Here is a 16,507-nt window from a genome sequence, read left to right on the forward strand (position 1 = left end):
ATTATTTTGAAGGAAGAGGTGGCGGCGGACTTTGATAGTTATATTTTTCATTAATTTTTTCAGAAACTCTTTTTCCCAATTTTTGTCCCCATTCCCGTCCAGCATTCATACTGTCTTGCATAATAGCGGGCATTATAGAAATCATTTTCTGTCCAACAGGCATTTTGTAAAATTTTATAAGCTCATCCAAATCTGACTCAGAATAATATTTAGCGTAGATAGGAATATAAAGGCTTACAAGCTCATCAGATGAAATTTCTTTTTTACACTCGTCCCAAAACTCTGTAGGAATATTTTTATAATTTTCCTTAAACATATCTATCATTTGATTGGCACCTTGTTGTCCTAGTTTGTCAACGCCAGTAACTTTTATGAATTCCCGAATTTTATTTTCTTTAGAGGTTTGCGCCAATGCCATTGAGCCCCAAAATAATATTAAAATAATTATATTTTTTGTCATTTTTTTAATTTTAATTTACTACTAATTTCCTTTCTCTAATCAACTCAGCAATTTTCAAAATATCTTCACCAATCAATCGGTCGTCTTCCAGTTTCGGAACAACAGAACGAATGATGTCATAATTTTTCTCGACTATTTTAGAACATTTTGCTGGTCTTCGAAATTCTAAACCTTGCGCAGCAAACATCAATTCGATGGCTAAGATATTTTCTAAATTCCCCAAAATTTGATTGAATTTCCTTCCTGAAATACTTCCCATAGAAACGTGGTCTTCTTGTCCTAAACTTGTCGGTATAGAATCTGCCGAAGCCGGAAAGCAAAGTGTTTTGTTTTCTGTAACCAAAGCTGCACTAGTGTATTGCGGAATCATAAAGCCAGAATTGAGGCCGGAACTTTCTACTAATAACTTCGGTAAACCATATTTTCCTTCAAGTAAAAGATAGCTTCTTCTATCGGAAATATTTCCTAATTCTGCTGCGGCCAATGAAGCATAATCCAAAGGTAAAGCCATCAATTGTCCGTGAAAATTACCTCCGGAAATAGATTCTTCCGCGCTTAACACAATTGGATTATCGGTTACCGAATTGAGTTCTGTTTCTGCCATTTGTTTGAGATGTTCAAAAGCATTTCTACTAGCTCCATGAACTTGCGGAACACATCTCATAGAATATGGGTCTTGAACTCGATCACAGAATTCGTGGGATTTTAAGTTATCAGAATTTTTCAGGAAATTTCGCATTCTTTCCGCCACTTTTTGGCTTCCATCAAAAGGACGAATCTCGTGTAATTCTTTTTTGAACGGACTTGCAGAACCGCGATAAGCTTCCAGACTCATTCCAGCTGTCAAGTCTGCCAAATCCAAAAGATATTCGAATTTTGCAAGACCGGTAATCGCGTGCGCTAATATAAATTGCGTTCCGTTAATCAAGCCTAGACCTTCTTTCGGGCCGAGTTTCAAAGGTTGAAGTTTATGTTTCTTCAGAACTTTTGCAGTTTCAACAGTTTTATCATTTTCCCAAACCTGACCTAATCCCAAAAGCGGTAAAACCAAATGTGCCAAAGGCGCTAAATCTCCGGAAGCTCCAACAGAACCTTGCTCCGGAACGACAGGAATAATATCCAATTCCAACATCAGAATCAATCGCTCGATAACATCTAAAGAAACACCCGAAAATCCTTTAGACAAAGCGTGGATTTTGGAAATCATCATTATCCTAGAAATATTCTTGTCAATCGGTTTTCCAACGCCAACAGCGTGAGAAATAATCAAATTGTGCTGAAGTTGCGCTGTTTCAGATTCTGAAATTTTGGAATCGCAAAGTGGTCCAAATCCCGTATTGATACCATAAACAGTTCTGTCAGATTCTACGATTTTCTGAACATTCTGTTGTGACTTTATGATTTGGCCTTTTGATTTTTTATTGAGTTTTGCTTTGGAAGGATTTTTTAAAATCTCTAAAACATCCTGATATTTGAATTGGTCGATTCCGTAAATCATCGCTGAAAAATTTTGCCTAAAAATACACTTTTCGAGACGATTTTGAAAAAGGATTTATCAATTAATCAAAACCTCAACTCCTTCGCCTGCTTAATATGAGCTAAATGATGTCGACAATGCCAACTGTAAATCAAAATATTTTCTTTAAGCGAAATTCTTTCCGATTGTTCCGGATGAATGAATTCTTTATTCAAATTTTCTTCTGAAAGACTTTTTAAAATGTAAACCCATCTTTCGTGTAAAGCTTCTAATAACTTCAAAGAAACAAAAGGTGAAAGATTGTTGTCAGGCAATTCTGCCCAAAGACTTTCCTCGTAAGGTTTGATGGTTGGAGCATTTTCCGTCAAAGCTAATTTGAACCTCATATAACTGTTGATGTGACTGTCCGCACAATGATGAAGCACTTGCGAGATTGTCCAGCCTTCCGGTCTATATCTTAATTGTAAATCTTTTTCGTCTAGATTTTGGATTTCATTTTTTACAAGATTCGGAAAGTTTTCAATTTCAGAAATTGCAGAATCGATGATGTCTTTTGTTATGGATTCTGGTTTTACGAATTTTCCGACTGGATATTTTAATTGTTCTAAGTTCATTATTTCAAATTCTTCATTAGGATGGATTCCATTTTTTCGTAACCTAATTTGGTTGGATGAATTCCGTCTTCTGCAATTTCTTTTTGCAAACCATTTTTTTCGTCTTTCAAAACTGAATGATAATCAACATAAGTGATTTTGTTTTTTAGTGCGTAATCTTTTATCATTTTGTTAAGAGCAATCACTTTTTCTGCAGGTTCTTTGCCTTTTCTCCAAGGAAAATCTGAAGCAGGAAGAACAGAACATAAAACGACTTTGATGTTATTCGCTTTTGCCAGTTCTGACATCGAAACAATATTTCCAAACACTTTATCCAAAGAAATTGGACCTTGATTTTCTGCAATATCATTGGTTCCGGCAAGAATAATGACACGCTTAGGTTTTAGTTTAATCACATCTTCTCGGAATCTCAAAAGCATTTGTGAAGTCACTTGTCCGCCAATTCCTCGCCCGACAAAATTATTTTTTGTGAAAAACTCTGGGTCTGTGGCAAACCAGCCTTCTGTGATAGAATCTCCCATTAAAACAGAGTTTGGAGCAATGTTTTTGGAAATTACTTCTTGATTTTGTTTCTGATATCTTCCAAAATTGGCAAAGTCTTGAGCTGATAGCATTGTCGAAAATATAATGGATGCAAAGGTTAGGAATTTCATATTCTATATTTGGTTATCAAATATAAGAAATGACAATAGAGATATTTCTTTTTTAACCACAAAAGTCACAAACGAGATATCCTAGGTGTTTAAATTTACATCAGAAATAATTTTACAACCACATAGACACATAGCTTTTATGAAAAAGAAAAAGTAGTAAATATTGTGCTTCTATTTTTTCTTTTTGCGCTTAAAATTGTGGTTTTCTATGTGGCTATGTGGTTTTGATTAATTTATTACAAGCTCTAAGAAAAAGGAGATTAAACTAAATATATATCTTTTGTGGTTTCAAATAATAAAATCAATAATTTTACAAAATGGAAAACACTTCGAAAGACCCTTTGCACGGAAAAAGATTGGACGCGATTCTTGAGGAATTGCTAGAATACTACAAAGGTTATGGAGAATTGGGAAAACAAATCAACATCAAGTGTTTTACAGGCGAAAATCCCAGTGTGAATTCTTCTCTCAAATTCCTTAGGAAAACGCCTTGGGCAAGAACAAAAGTAGAAAGTTTGTATCTCTATGTTTTGAGACAAAAGAAGAAAAAAGGATTATAGATTATAGTGTAAAGAAATTTTTTTCTCCAACCCTAAAGGGAGAAATTTCTTTAATATGGAATCAAAATCACTCCCTTTAGGGTTGGGGAAATGATTTTGATGATTTAATCCAAAAATTCTCCAGTCACATAATACCAACGATTCTGAATCAGTTTGAATTGTGACAACTCGTGATGAAGCTGTTCATTCCCGTCTTCATCAATATAAAAAGCTTTGAATTCTACTTTGTTAGTGGAAGGTTTATCAACAATTTCCAGCTTTGTCCATTGATTAATTTCTCCCCATTCCTGCAAATCTTTTTTTTTGTGAAATTGCCTTTTGTTGGGTGAGGTAGTTTCCCAAAGATATTCTCCATTTGGAATTGCAAAAGCTGAAAATCTAGAACGCATCAGAGCTTCCGCAGTCGGTGCAAATTTTTCTTTCAAATGATAAGGTTGACAACAATCTTCGTAAGATTTTCCGGAACAGCAGGGACAATTCATTTTTTAATTTTTAGAGATTCCAAAGTAACAAAATCTAAAATAGTTCAAAAGATTGATTGGTAAATATTTTAATTAAATTTTTACTGATAAATATTAGCTCATCAAAACTAAATATGTCCTGATGGTACTATTTTGTAAGTGAATATCATTATCATAAAAACCCTCCCAGAAGTAATTTTGTCTTAGCAAATTAGAGTGCAACTTTCAAGACTTTAAGTCTTAATAATTCAATTGTCTTTAGTTTGCTTGTAGAGATAAAATCATTATGGATATAAAAGACAATAAAGTGAAAAATCCAGATATTTTGGAAGAAGCATTTCGAGATTCTGTGGGAACAATGGATGAAAATGGAACCCGAAAATGGGTTTTCCCAAGAAAACCAAAAGGGAAATACACCAATTACAGAGAATATGTAGGTTACGGACTTATTCTTTTGTTTGTGATAATGCCTTTTCTTAAAATCAGTGGAAATCCGGTTTTGCTGATTAATATTATAGGTAGAAAATTTTTCATTCTTGGACAGCCTTTTTATCTGCAGGATTTTTTCATTTTGGCTTTAGGAGCTGTGACATCAGTAATTTTTGTAATGCTTTTCACTGTGGTTTTCGGGCGGATTTTTTGTGGTTGGATTTGTCCTCAAACTTTATTTATGGAAATGATTTTCCGTAAAATCGAATATTGGATAGAAGGCGACCGAAACAAACAAATGAAACTAAATAAACAAGCTTGGGATGAAGAAAAAATCAGAAAAAGAGTCTTGAAATGGTCTGTCTTTCTACTCATATCATTATTGATTAGCCATAATATGTTTATGTACATCGTTGGTTACGAAGAGACCTTTAGAATTATAATGAGTGGTCCTGCAAAATATCCGACAAACTTTATCGTGATGTTGGTTTTTACTGGGGTTTTCTATTTTGTTTTTGCTTGGTTCAGAGAGCAGGTTTGTACCTTGGTTTGTCCTTATGGAAGATTGCAAGGTGTTTTAATAGATAAAAATACAGTCAATGTTTATTATGATTTTAAAAGAGGCGAGAATCGTGCAAAATGGCGTAATGGAGAAAATCGTGCGAGTGCAGGAAAAGGTGATTGTATCGATTGTCAGCAATGTGTGGTCGTTTGTCCAACGGGAATTGATATCAGAAATGGGCAACAACTAGAATGTATCAATTGTACGGCTTGTATCGATGCTTGTGATGAGATTATGGAAAAAGTCGGAATGCCGAAAGGTCTAATCCGATATGCGACTGAAGCTGAGATTGAAAATCAGGAAAAATTCAAATTTACAGCTAGGATGAAAGCTACAACTTTTGCCTTTTTTGCATTGATTGGCGTTTTGTGCTTGCTGATGTATGACAGAGGTTCTGTGGAAGCGAAATTTATTCGTCCGGCTGGAGCATCTTATTTTGTGAATGACAACAAGATTACCAATACTTTCACTTACACGATTCTTAATAAATCTAACGAGAAAAAGAAAATGACGATAAAAGTCCTTTATCCAAAACATTCGGAGATAACCTTTGCCGGGAAAGAAGATATCATTGTCAAAGGGGATGCAATTATTAAAGGAAATATTAACATCAGTTTTCCACAAAGTGAGGTAAAATTATCAAAACAGAATATAGAAATAGGTGTTTTTGATGCGGATGGAAAGATGCTGGATTCTTATAAAACTTACTTCGAAGGACCTTTTAAATTCCAGTTTTAAAACTTTGAAAATTTATAAAAACCACATAGTCACATAGAAAAATGAAATATTTACTTTCAAAGATAAAATAGAATAATCACTATTTTATCTTTAGTGAAAACTATGTGTCTATGCGGTTGTAAATTAGTTTAACCTAGTTCTATAATTTATTTTCTTTAACAAATAAAGAAGGTGTTTGTCCTGTTTTTTTACGGAATACTCTCACGAAATAAGAATATTCCTCGTAACCAAGATTGAAAGCAATATCTACAAGACTCTCATCAAGATGAATCAACAATCTTTTGGCTTCCAGAATTACGCGGTCAGTTATCACTTCAGAAGCTGCTTTATGAACAACAGTTTGGGTGATTCTGTTAAGATGTTTGGTGGAAATATTCATCCATTTCGCATATTGATTGGCAGATTTTTCTTTAATGAAATTTAATTCTAACAATTCTTCAAAATGCTGGTAATGCTGAATATAAATCGGATTAGTCTGAGTTGTTTCATTAAATGAAAGTTCCGAAAACAACCTTAAACTATTAATGTATAACTGAGAAAGTAAAGAAATAATAAGATTTTCAGATAATATTTCGGAAGAAGAATTCTCGTTTCCAATTTGCCGAAACAGATTTGAAATTTCAAATGTCTTTTGTCCTTCCAATTGTATTTTTCGAGGAAAATGAACAGACCCGAAAAATAGATATCGTCTTAATTTTTCATTGACAAAATGAAGGTCAAAGAATTCCTGCGAATGAAAAAATATAAAACCATCTGTATCTTCCGACAATTGCCAACTGTGAACTTGTCCTGGAGACATAAAAAATAATGAACCCGCAGAAACATCATACTTTTGAAAATCGATTTCGTGAATGCCATTTCCTTTCGTAAAAATCACACAAGCATAAAAATCATGGCGATGAGGTTTCTCGATATGTTTGTGACTTTTTAGAAGATGCTCTTTGAGTGTATTGAAATAAAAATCAGAACGTTTTGCTTCGGGCTGAAACAAATTGATATTCAGTACGGAAATGTCATTATTGTTCATTCTTAAATAAATTCTGACAATTAAAAGCTTGTTTAAATTTGTTTCAAAAACCACAAAAGTCACAAAAGTTTAAATTTTCCTTAAGTTTATCAAAAGTTCAAATAACTATAATGATTTCAAAAGTTAGCTTATTTGCTCTTTGAAAGATTTTCTTTTTTTGATTTTTCTTTTGTGACTTTGTGGTTTAATTTTTTTAACAAGCTCTAAGAAAAAAAGACATTCGGCGATTTAAAACCGAATGTCTGTATATGATTATCCAAAAGCTCTTTTCAAAAGACTTTCCACTTTTGGTTCTCTTCCCCGGAAGTTTTTGTACAATTCCATTGGATTTTTGGTTCCTCCAGAAGAAAGAAGGATTTTATATTTTGCAGCAATTTCTGGATTGAAGATTCCGTTTTCTTTAAAATATTGGAACGCATCTGCATCCAAAACTTCAGCCCATTTGTAAGAATAATATCCTGCAGAATATCCACCTTGGAAAATATGCGAGAAACTTGGACTTGCCGCAGTTTCGGGATTAGAAGGATAAAGATTGGTTGCTGCTGTTTTCTCCACTTCAAACTCTTTCACACTCTTATTTTCCAATGCTCCAACTTCAGTATGATAAGCCATATCCAACAATCCGAAGCCAAGCTGTCTCAAAGTCTGATAACCTTCCATAAAAGATTTGCTTTGTGACAATTTTTCGATTTTATCCTTTGGAAGAATTTCTCCTGTTTGATAATGTTTAGCAAAAGTTTCCAAAAACTCTGGTTCGTAGCAATAGTTCTCCAAAAACTGAGAAGGTAATTCTACAAAATCCCACTTCACCGAAGTTCCAGAAAGGTTCGGGTATTGCGTATCTGCCAAAACACCGTGAAGCGCGTGACCAAACTCGTGGAACAAAGTTGTAACTTCTTGGAAAGTCAATAAACTTGGCGTGTCTTTCGTTGGTTTTGTGAAGTTGCAAACGACAGAAATATGCGGACGAGAATTTCCACCATTTTGTTTATATTGATTTTTATAACTCGTCATCCAAGCACCTGCACGTTTTCCTTTTCTTGGATGATAATCTGCGTAGAGTAAGGATTTGTAATTTCCGTTTTCTGTGATTTCATAAGTTTTAACATCAGAATGATATTTCTGAATATCATTAATTTCTTTGAACTCTAATCCGAATAATTTTCCGGCTAATCCAAAAACTGCTTCCTGAACTTTTTCCAATTGGAAATAAGGTTTCAGTTCCTCATCATCAATATCGAATTTTTGTTTTCTTAATTTTTCTGCATAGAAAGTGTGGTCATAACTTTGTATATCGTCAATTCCGTCAGCTTTTGCTAATGATTTCAATTCTTCGATTTCTTTTTGAGCGTAAGGGGTTGCTTTTTCTAGAAGTTCATTCAGAAATTCGAAAACTTTGGCGGGAGACTGCGCCATTCTTTCTTCGAGAACAAAATCTGCATAATTCTTATAGCCTAATACTTCAGCCTTTTCCTGACGAAGTTTTACGATTTCTTTAATCAAATTCTGATTGTCATATTCTCCGCCGTCAAAGGATTTTTTTCCATTAGCTAAAGCCAATTCTTTTCTCAGTTCACGATTTTCAGCATAAGTCATTGCCGGAAGATAACTCGGATATTGAAGCGTAATCACATAACCTTCCAAACCTTTTTCCTTCGCATCTTCTTCGTATTGCTGAAGGATTGCTTCAGGAATTCCTTTTAATTCTTCTTTGTTAGTGATGTGTTTGAAATAAGCATTGGTTGATGCTAATGCATTTTGTCCGAACTGAAGTGATTTGATAGACAAATCCATATTGATTTTCTCCAGTTTCTTTTTATCTTCTTCACTTAATAAAGCACCACTTCTTACGAAACCTTTGTAAGTTTCATTCAGTAAAGTTTGTTGTTCTTCGTTTAAGGACAAACTATTTTTTTGGTCGTAAACGCTTTTGATTCTTTCGAATAGTTTTTCGTTTTGAGAAATCTTGGAAGAGAATTCTGTCAAAAGTGGTGAAACTTCCTGAGCGATTTTCTGAATTTCATCATTAGTTTCAGCAGAATTCAAATTAAAGAAAATATTGGAAACTCTGTCCAATTGTTCTCCTGAGAAAGCCATTGCTTCAATCGTGTTTTCGAAAGTTGGAGCTTCTGGATTGTTGGTGATGTCATCGATTTCTTTTTCAGAAGTTTTTACTAATTCCTGAAAAGCGGGAAGATAATGCTCTTCTTTGATTTCCTCAAAAGGCGATGAAGTATATTTTGTACTGAATTTTTCTAAAAGTGGATTCATAAAGATGAATTATTAATGATTTTATGTTTGTCTCAAATCACAAATTTAGTACCTAAAGTTGAAAGTATGACAAAATTGCGCCCCGGCTTGAGCGGAAATCCTTTTTTGCTTGTTGTCGAGTTCTATTTAACTTGAAATTGTCTGCAAAAAAGATTGACTTCGTCGAACCACTTCGTTAGGTTTGGGAGCGGAAGACGGATAAAGGCGCTCCAATAAATATTATCGTAGTAAAAGTTTTTGTATTTAAAATTATTTTAGATTTGTTTTGAACTTAAAACTAACTTATTATGAAGAAATTTTTGAAAATTATTGGCGTTATTTTGGCGATTTTCATTGCTTATTGCGTGATTGCAATGTTGTTTTTTGACAGCAAATGTCATAACGAACAATCTCTAGTTATCAATGCTCCGAAAGAAAAAGTGTGGCAAAATGTAAACTCGATGAAGGCTTTCAACACTTGGAATCCTTGGTTGAAATACGATCCGAATCTGGTTGTAACTTACAAAGGAAACGCTGGTGAAGTTGGTGACGGCTACACTTGGAAAGGAAATGATGATGTGGGCGAAGGCGAACAAGAAATCACGGCGATTGTTCCAAATGAGAAAGTTGCAACGAAAATGCATTTTATCAAACCGATGGATGACAATGCGACTTCAGACTTACTTTTGACAACTGAAGGTTCAGGAACAAAAGTGACTTGGAATATTGATTATGAAATTGAAACGCTTTTCAAACCGATGAAACCGATGATGACTTGGCAAATGAACAAATCATTCTCGGAAGGTCTTGGGAAATTGAAAGAACTTGCAGAAAAATAATGAAAACAAAAATCGCCTCGAATGTTCGAGGCGATTTTATTTGATTTGAAAATTTATTTTGTTATTTGATGATTAGTTTAGAAACTGCCAAACCTTCATCAGATTTTAACTGAACTAAGTAAGTTCCGGAAGTAATTCCGTTGACAGAGAATGTTTCTTCTCCTTTAGCAGATTTCAATCCGAAAGTGTTTACAAGTTTTCCGTTAAGGTCGTAAATGTTGATTTGTCCGTTTTTAGCTTTGTTGTATCTGATTTTCAATAATCCGTCAGTCGCTGGATTTTGAGTGATTTGTAATGATGTTTTGTTAGTATCAATTTTAGTTTCGTCTGTTGCTAAAGTTCTTTGATTACCAAAAATTCTGAATTCTCCTGGCTGAAGTGTAACTGTTGTAGAAGCACTTGCAGACATAGAAGTGTTATCCATCAAATTATACCAAGTTCCGGCGTAAGGGAAATTAGGTGTTACAGTTTGAGCGGTTGTTGTGAAGTTGGCGACTACAACTACATTTTTCAAAGAAGTTGAAGGTAAAGCATCATTCCAAACAAAAATTCTTGGTAAAAGATTTCCTGATTCTACTGTGAAAGTAGTTGTATCAAAAACTTGATTAGATAATCTGATTGCTAATATTTTTGACCAAGTATCATAAACCGCTTTTCTATTAGCGTTGGTATCATAACCTAAAGTGAAAGCTACTGGTTTTGGAGAAGTTCTACAATCGTTGCTAATCGTTCCGTTTTCGCATCTGTTGATACTGAATTCGTAACCTAATTCTCCAAATTGCCAAATCATTTTTGGACCAGGAACTGTGAAGAAAACTGCGCCAAATGCTTTTTGTCTATCAAGAGCTGTATTCAAGTCTTTAACATTGTAAGAGCCGTTGGTGTTTCCGTAAGCTAGGTTTTTGAACATTAATCTTTCTTCGTCGTGACTTTCGCCATAGCTGATGTTTCTTCTTTCAGAAAAAGTATGGTTTTCGAAATCCACTCGGTTGAAATTGCTGTCAGAATCATAACCCATTGTGTTTTGATTGTAAGCTCCAACTAGATTGTCCCACATCATTACACCTTTTCCTTCATTCAGTCTGTAATTTGCCCACTCTCTTTCTTCAGCGTTTCCTCCCAAATGTTCAAAAATAATATATGAAGTTGGATCGTAAGACCATTGATAGTCTGAATATAACTTCAGAACATCAACTCTGTCTTGCTGGTAAGCTCCGGTACAAGATTCGTCTGAAGCGGTACAATTCTGTGTAAATCCTTTAGTTAAATCCCAACGGAATCCGTCAATTTTATATTCAGAAATCCATTGTTCCAAAACTCTATTTACATAATATCTCGTTTCAGGTTTTGAGTGATTGAAATCGTAGAAAACACTATAAGCGTGTTTTGCAACTTGATTGAAGTATGGATTGTTAGCAGCCACATCTCCATAACCACCAGTTGTACTTGTTGACCAAAGTCTTTCTAATGGAGATCTTCCTGAAGCGTGATTAAGCGCAACATCCAGAATTACAGCAATCCCGTTTTGGTGACACTTATCAATAAACTCTTTAAATTTTTCTGGTGTTCCATAAGCTTTATCTAATGCTAAATGGAATGCAGGATTGTATCCCCAAGAATTATTTCCATCAAATTCCATTACTGGCATCAACTCGATTGCGTTGACATTTAATCCTTTGATATAAGGAATTTTGTCAATCATTGCCTGCCAGTTTTTTCCTTCGGTAAAATCTCTTACTAGAGCTTCATAAACAATTAGATTTTGTTTTGCAGGTTTTTGAAAGTTGGTTACAGTCCAGTTGTATGCAGGTTTTGCAGTCTGGATTACAGAAACATCATATTGCTGTCCAGTAGGATAAGCAGGCAGTCCAGGATAAGTTGTAGAAGAAATCGAAGGATCGTCATCTGGAGACAATACTAATGTTGAATACGGATCAGCAACTTTCACTCCATCATTGGTTCTGTATTGGAATGTATAAACTTGTTGAGGTGTCAATCCAGTAATTTCTAACCAATAAAGGTTTGCATTATTGGTATCTCTTTTCATAATGTAATTTGAAGAAATTTGCCAGTTGTTGAAACTTCCAATCACATGAACATAATTTTTAAGAGGTGCATACAAAGCTAATCCCACTTTGGTAGGATCATTCAGGTCGTAACTTATTCCTTGTCTCATATAAGACGGAATCGCTGCAATTTGAACTGCCGGGTTTGGAGAAACTGTAAATTTAGATGTTAAAGTTATTCCTGATGCCGTTGCTGTAACTTCAATTTGATTATCACCTGTAATATTAGGGGAAGTAGTTATAGTGGAAACATTATTAGCTGTGTAGATAGTATTCCCATTTGATTTAACAACATAATTGGCTGGTAAAGACGTGCTGTAAGTAATAGGGAAATTGCTTCCCGAAGCTACAAAATTAACACTTCCGTTTTGCGGTGTCGTTGTTGTAAACTGAAGTTTTCCTACTGTCGCATAGATGTCTTGAGACTGTCCGTTTCCGGTTTTTGTCTTGATCAGAAAACCAATTCTTCCAATGCCTGTTCTGTTATAGAATGTTTTTGGAACAAAAGTAATTGTATAGGTATCATTACTTGAGTTGTAAGTCAGTTTGTTTGTCTCATTGGATGATGTCCAGGTTCCATTGGTAGGACAGTCCATACTATTTGCATTGTTACTGTCATACGACCATGCCCAAAGATATAAAGCATTGTTCGTGATTCCCCATGTAGACTCGTTAATACTGCTACCATTGAAAGTAATTGTGATCGATTCGTCTTCATTAAAAGTCGTTGGACTTATAGAAGATGTCACAGTCTGTTGCTGCGCAAAGCTTGTGATCGCAAAAAATAATGCGATTAGGTTGTAAAAAAATTTCATAAGGTCTATATATTAAGTGATAAATATATACTTTTTCCATTATACAATTCAGATTTTTAATTTTACGGTGATTTTAATTTTAGTGTTTTGATTTATAGTTATTTGTGAGTTGTTGTTTAATTAATTAAAGCTTGTTTTTCCGACTTTAACTTAACTAAAAATTAACATTAAATACATTTTTGGATAAAATTTAGTTAATGTTATTTTTCTGATATATTTTAAAAATTATATTAATGTATTTTTATATTTCATATAATTTTCTATACTTTTACCATCAAATAAAAAACAATCTGAAATTATTTTAATTAAATATTAAGTTTTTAGTTCGTTTTTTATTGAGAATGAATTCAATTCATTCGGTTAGAATATTTTACACTAAATTTTTTTTAAAATCAAATAGTAAATTATGAAAAGTGCATCTGAATCTGGTTATCATTTAGACGGAGTTGATAAAGAGATTGTCTATATGTTGATGGATAATGCAAAGACTTCTCTTGCGCACATATCTAAGCACGTTGGGATTTCTACAACAGCAGTTCATCAAAGAATCAAAAAATTGGAGCAGGCAGGTGTGATAGAAAACTCTATCTCTTTCCTTAATCCAAGAAAAATTGGATATAAAGTAGTTTCTTACATCGGTGTGTTTTTAGATCAACCTAGTCATTATCAAGATGCAATCAAAAACCTGAATTTAGTAAACGAAGTTGTTGAGGCTCATTACACCACAGGTAATTATACTATTTTCCTTAAAGTTCTTTGTAAAGATAACGATCACTTGATGGAGATTCTTAACAAAATTCAAAAACTGAAAGGTGTTACCAGAACAGAGACGATTCTTTCTCTAGAGCAAAGTATCAACAGACAATTGAAAGTTTAAAAAATTTTATATAATCATAAAAGGGTACAAATTATTTGTATCCTTTTTTTATTTTTGTAATTATGGAAATCAATCAATATTTAGACTCAACATATCTGAAAACGCCAGAACAATCTGGGTTATCAGAAGAACAAACGTTGCAAACTGTAAGAGAATTGACAGATGAAGCGATTACTTATAACTTCAAAGAAGTGATGATTCGTCCGAACTATGTCAAATTGATTAAAGATTACTTAGTTTCGAAAGATTCTGATGTTCTTGTAGGAACCGTTATCGGTTTTCACGAAGGAACTTATTCTTTGGAAGACAAATTGAAAGAAGCTAATCAAGCCATTTTGGATGGAGTGGACGAGCTAGATTATGTAATCAATTACGAAGCCTACAAAAGAGGAGAATTAGCTTTAGTTGAGAAAGAATTTGTTGAAGGAACTAAACTCGGTTTGGAATTCGGAAAAACAGTAAAATGGATTATCGAGATTGCGGCACTTACAGATGCTCAGATTGCAGATTTAACAGCCAATATTTGGAAATGGGCTCAAGCAAATTTTGAAGAAAAAGATTTTTCAAGAATTTTTGTTAAATCTTCTACAGGATTCTTTGTGACCGAAAGCGGTAAGCCAAACGGTGCGACTTTCGAAGGTGTAAAAATAATGTTGGATAATGCGGGTAAACTTCCTGTAAAAGCTGCTGGTGGAGTGAAAACGCCTGCAGACGCAGAAAAAATGATTACAATGGGAATTCAGAGAATTGGAACGTCTTCTGCAAAAGCTCTTCTTGGAAAAGGCGAAGCTGGAGCAGGATATTAATTAATCTGTATTCTGAAAAATAAAGCATCTCTCAAATTTTGAGAGGTGCTTTTTTATTCTATTCCACAACCCAAACACTCACATTTCCCGCAGGACAAGGAAAATCTGCCCAGCCATTTTCATCAATTGTGACTTTATCTTGTAGATGTCCGGTAAAATCATAAAACGTTTTACCTGCATATCGTTTTCCTATTTCCATAGATTTTTGATTCACATCTTTGTTGCTTAAAACAACCGCGCAACCCGAGTGTTCATCATCACCTTCACGCGTCCAGCCGATACAATGTGCATCATCAAAATAATCTCTCTGCTCACCGTAGGCAAAATCTCTTCTTGTTTTGATGAGTTCTTCAATTGCGTCAACTTTGTCAAGGAAAATTTCATATTCGTTGCCATCTTTTCCTTGGTCTTTGTAATTTACTCCGTATAAATCGGGATAAAAAACACAAGGATAACCATCTTTTCTCAATAAAATCAAAGCATAAGCAATTGGTTTGAACCAAGTTTCAACCGGAGCTTCCAAAGCCTGAAGAGGTTGCGTATCGTGATTATCAACAACAGTTACAGCTTTATCGGGATGAGATGCAACAAGCGTTTCTGTAAAAATTTCTCTCAAATCATAATCCGGATTTTTGGATGCACTATGAAGATTATTCTGTAACGAAGAATCAAAAAGGCTCATACAACCTTCGGTAGAATCTATGTAAGTTTCCAAAAGATGAAGATATCCAGGTGCCCAATATTCGCCAACTGCGAAGATGTTTTTTCCTGTATTTGAACGGAGATTATTCAGCCATTCTTTATAAAAATCAGGTGAAATATGTTTCACCGCATCCAATCTTACACCATCAAAATCTGTCTCATCGTGATACCATTTTGCCCAATAATTGAGTTCTTCTCGCACAAAAGGATTTCTGTGTTCGATGTCGTTATACATCAGATAATCATAATTTCCTTTTTCGTCATCAATGATATCATCCCAGCCGTCACCGTGATCATTAATGATTCTAAAAATCCCTTTTTCGTTTCCTTCTGCATAATCTACACCTGAAAAGCAAGTGAAATTCCATTCAAAATCCGAATATTTTTTCTGTCTTCCGGGAAAAGTAAATTTGGTGTAAGATTCAATCTCGAAGACATCAGAAATCACTTTGTTTCTATCATTGTCATCCACTTTCACAACATTGAATTTTTCTAATTCATCACCACCAGCTTTATGATTCAGAACGACATCTACAATGGTTTGGATGTTTTTTTCTTTTAGAGATTTAATAGCTTTTAGATAATCTTCTCTTGTTCCATATTTTGTAGGAACAGTTCCTTTTTGGTCAAATTCTCCCAAATCAAAAAGGTCGTAAGCGCCATATCCAACGCCGTAACCACCGTTTGTGGATTTGTAAGCCGGAGGAAGCCAAGCCGCAGTAATTCCTAATTCAGAAAGATAATGTGCAGATTCTTGGACGTGTTTCCAAAGGAATGAATCTCCAGGTGTGTACCAATGGAAAAATTGAATCATTGTGCCATTCATAAGATTGTAGATTTTTTCAGATTGTTTGATTTGATATTTTGAACTATGAAAAAATCAAGCCAAGGAAATGGAGAAAGATTCAAGAGAAAAGTAAAAAGAATCAAGATTAAAATCCAACATAGAAGCGAGCAAATAATTTGGGCGCCTTTATCCGTCTTCCGCTCCCAATCTTTTCACTTCACTTCGTTGCGTAAAAAGGATTTCCGCTCAAGCCGGGGCGCGCTTCGCAAAGTTGAAGATTTGTAATAAATCCAATCTTAACATAAAAACACCATTTTGTCATTCCGAAGGAATCTCAACAATCTAGATTCGGAATGACAAACTTACTTTTGTAATGTTTTTCTT

14 protein-coding genes are annotated in these 16,507 nt (G+C 34.3%); 5 read left to right on the forward strand and 9 right to left on the reverse strand.

The annotated features are described in order from the left end of the window. Position 1: 1 nt before the first annotated feature. The 4 genes from RTY06_RS12705 to RTY06_RS12720 all read right to left on the reverse strand — a co-directional run bounded on the left by RTY06_RS12705 (position 2) and on the right by RTY06_RS12720 (position 3,204). The gene (locus tag RTY06_RS12705; RefSeq protein WP_312825357.1) at positions 2 to 460 is read right to left on the reverse strand and encodes a DUF2059 domain-containing protein; all 459 of its coding nucleotides are present in this window, start codon (positions 458 to 460) and stop codon (positions 2 to 4) included. A 10-nt stretch (positions 461 to 470) separates the two neighbouring features. Continuing rightward, positions 471 to 1,958 (reverse strand): histidine ammonia-lyase, encoded by a 1,488-nt coding sequence (gene hutH, locus RTY06_RS12710; protein ID WP_312825359.1) that lies wholly within the window; start codon positions 1,956 to 1,958, stop codon positions 471 to 473. A gap of 65 nt (positions 1,959 to 2,023) precedes the next feature. Then, complete coding sequence (locus RTY06_RS12715) at positions 2,024 to 2,551, reverse strand: YfiT family bacillithiol transferase (protein WP_312825360.1); 528 nt, start codon at positions 2,549 to 2,551, stop codon at positions 2,024 to 2,026. Then, positions 2,551 to 3,204, reverse strand: a complete 654-nt coding sequence (locus tag RTY06_RS12720) for an SGNH/GDSL hydrolase family protein (RefSeq protein ID WP_312825361.1) — start codon at positions 3,202 to 3,204, stop codon at positions 2,551 to 2,553. The genes RTY06_RS12715 and RTY06_RS12720 overlap by 1 nt, the downstream gene beginning before the upstream one ends. Before the next feature lie 317 nt (positions 3,205 to 3,521). Between RTY06_RS12720 and RTY06_RS12725 the strand changes: the two genes are divergently transcribed. After that, positions 3,522 to 3,764, forward strand: coding sequence for a VF530 family protein (locus RTY06_RS12725; protein WP_312196206.1), 243 nt, complete (start codon positions 3,522 to 3,524; stop codon positions 3,762 to 3,764). Between the two features lie 104 nt (positions 3,765 to 3,868). On the opposite strand, the gene RTY06_RS12730 is transcribed toward RTY06_RS12725, so the two are convergent. Beyond that, entirely contained in the window at positions 3,869 to 4,246 is a 378-nt protein-coding gene (locus tag RTY06_RS12730; protein ID WP_312825364.1) for a YchJ family protein, read from the reverse strand. 265 nt (positions 4,247 to 4,511) lie between these two features. Between RTY06_RS12730 and ccoG the strand changes: the two genes are divergently transcribed. Then, the gene (gene ccoG, locus RTY06_RS12735) at positions 4,512 to 5,954 is read left to right on the forward strand and encodes a cytochrome c oxidase accessory protein CcoG (protein WP_312825365.1); all 1,443 of its coding nucleotides are present in this window, start codon (positions 4,512 to 4,514) and stop codon (positions 5,952 to 5,954) included. A 139-nt stretch (positions 5,955 to 6,093) separates the two neighbouring features. On the opposite strand, the gene RTY06_RS12740 is transcribed toward ccoG, so the two are convergent. Both RTY06_RS12740 and RTY06_RS12745 read right to left on the reverse strand, forming a co-directional pair. Then, positions 6,094 to 6,981 (reverse strand): AraC family transcriptional regulator, encoded by an 888-nt coding sequence (locus tag RTY06_RS12740; RefSeq protein ID WP_312825366.1) that lies wholly within the window; start codon positions 6,979 to 6,981, stop codon positions 6,094 to 6,096. A gap of 252 nt (positions 6,982 to 7,233) precedes the next feature. Next, complete coding sequence (locus tag RTY06_RS12745) at positions 7,234 to 9,252, reverse strand: M3 family metallopeptidase (protein ID WP_312825367.1); 2,019 nt, start codon at positions 9,250 to 9,252, stop codon at positions 7,234 to 7,236. Between the two features lie 287 nt (positions 9,253 to 9,539). On the opposite strand from RTY06_RS12745, the gene RTY06_RS12750 reads away from it, so the two are divergent. Next, on the forward strand, positions 9,540 to 10,070 hold the full coding sequence (locus RTY06_RS12750; RefSeq protein WP_312825369.1) for an SRPBCC family protein: 531 nt from the start codon (positions 9,540 to 9,542) through the stop codon (positions 10,068 to 10,070). 61 nt (positions 10,071 to 10,131) lie between these two features. Here RTY06_RS12750 and RTY06_RS12755 read toward each other — a convergent pair whose 3' ends face one another. Then, positions 10,132 to 12,951: an alpha-amylase family glycosyl hydrolase gene (locus RTY06_RS12755; RefSeq protein ID WP_312825370.1), complete on the reverse strand. Its 2,820-nt coding sequence runs from the start codon at positions 12,949 to 12,951 to the stop codon at positions 10,132 to 10,134. 406 nt (positions 12,952 to 13,357) lie between these two features. Here RTY06_RS12755 and RTY06_RS12760 point away from each other — a divergent pair, with 406 nt between their 5' ends. Both RTY06_RS12760 and deoC read left to right on the forward strand, forming a co-directional pair. Further along, positions 13,358 to 13,828, forward strand: coding sequence for an Lrp/AsnC ligand binding domain-containing protein (locus RTY06_RS12760; RefSeq protein ID WP_116036212.1), 471 nt, complete (start codon positions 13,358 to 13,360; stop codon positions 13,826 to 13,828). Between the two features lie 59 nt (positions 13,829 to 13,887). After that, positions 13,888 to 14,634, forward strand: coding sequence for a deoxyribose-phosphate aldolase (deoC, locus tag RTY06_RS12765; RefSeq protein WP_409450855.1), 747 nt, complete (start codon positions 13,888 to 13,890; stop codon positions 14,632 to 14,634). 58 nt (positions 14,635 to 14,692) lie between these two features. Here the strand turns inward: deoC and RTY06_RS12770 are convergent, their stop codons facing one another. After that, the gene (locus tag RTY06_RS12770; RefSeq protein WP_312825372.1) at positions 14,693 to 16,150 is read right to left on the reverse strand and encodes an alpha-amylase; all 1,458 of its coding nucleotides are present in this window, start codon (positions 16,148 to 16,150) and stop codon (positions 14,693 to 14,695) included. Between the last annotated feature and the right edge of the window lie 357 nt (positions 16,151 to 16,507).

It is taken from the genome of Epilithonimonas sp. (assembly GCF_032055105.1).
In the GTDB taxonomy this organism is placed as follows: Bacteria; Bacteroidota; Bacteroidia; order Flavobacteriales; family Weeksellaceae; genus Epilithonimonas.

Excerpts from the sequence above, each read along its gene's own strand:
- RTY06_RS12750 (WP_312825369.1), top strand. The coding sequence starts at position 9,540 with ATGAAGAAATTTTTGAAAATTATTGGCGTTATTTTGGCGATTTTCATT.
- ccoG (WP_312825365.1), top strand. The coding sequence starts at position 4,512 with ATGGATATAAAAGACAATAAAGTGAAAAATCCAGATATTTTGGAAGAA.
- RTY06_RS12740 (WP_312825366.1), bottom strand. The coding sequence starts at position 6,981 with ATGAACAATAATGACATTTCCGTACTGAATATCAATTTGTTTCAGCCC.
- RTY06_RS12720 (WP_312825361.1), bottom strand. The coding sequence starts at position 3,204 with ATGAAATTCCTAACCTTTGCATCCATTATATTTTCGACAATGCTATCA.
- RTY06_RS12705 (WP_312825357.1), bottom strand. The coding sequence starts at position 460 with ATGACAAAAAATATAATTATTTTAATATTATTTTGGGGCTCAATGGCA.
- RTY06_RS12760 (WP_116036212.1), top strand. The coding sequence starts at position 13,358 with ATGAAAAGTGCATCTGAATCTGGTTATCATTTAGACGGAGTTGATAAA.
- RTY06_RS12755 (WP_312825370.1), bottom strand. The coding sequence starts at position 12,951 with ATGAAATTTTTTTACAACCTAATCGCATTATTTTTTGCGATCACAAGC.
- RTY06_RS12770 (WP_312825372.1), bottom strand. The coding sequence starts at position 16,150 with ATGATTCAATTTTTCCATTGGTACACACCTGGAGATTCATTCCTTTGG.
- RTY06_RS12745 (WP_312825367.1), bottom strand. The coding sequence starts at position 9,252 with ATGAATCCACTTTTAGAAAAATTCAGTACAAAATATACTTCATCGCCT.
- RTY06_RS12725 (WP_312196206.1), top strand. The coding sequence starts at position 3,522 with ATGGAAAACACTTCGAAAGACCCTTTGCACGGAAAAAGATTGGACGCG.
- RTY06_RS12730 (WP_312825364.1), bottom strand. The coding sequence starts at position 4,246 with ATGAATTGTCCCTGCTGTTCCGGAAAATCTTACGAAGATTGTTGTCAA.
- RTY06_RS12715 (WP_312825360.1), bottom strand. The coding sequence starts at position 2,551 with ATGAACTTAGAACAATTAAAATATCCAGTCGGAAAATTCGTAAAACCA.
- hutH (WP_312825359.1), bottom strand. The coding sequence starts at position 1,958 with ATGATTTACGGAATCGACCAATTCAAATATCAGGATGTTTTAGAGATT.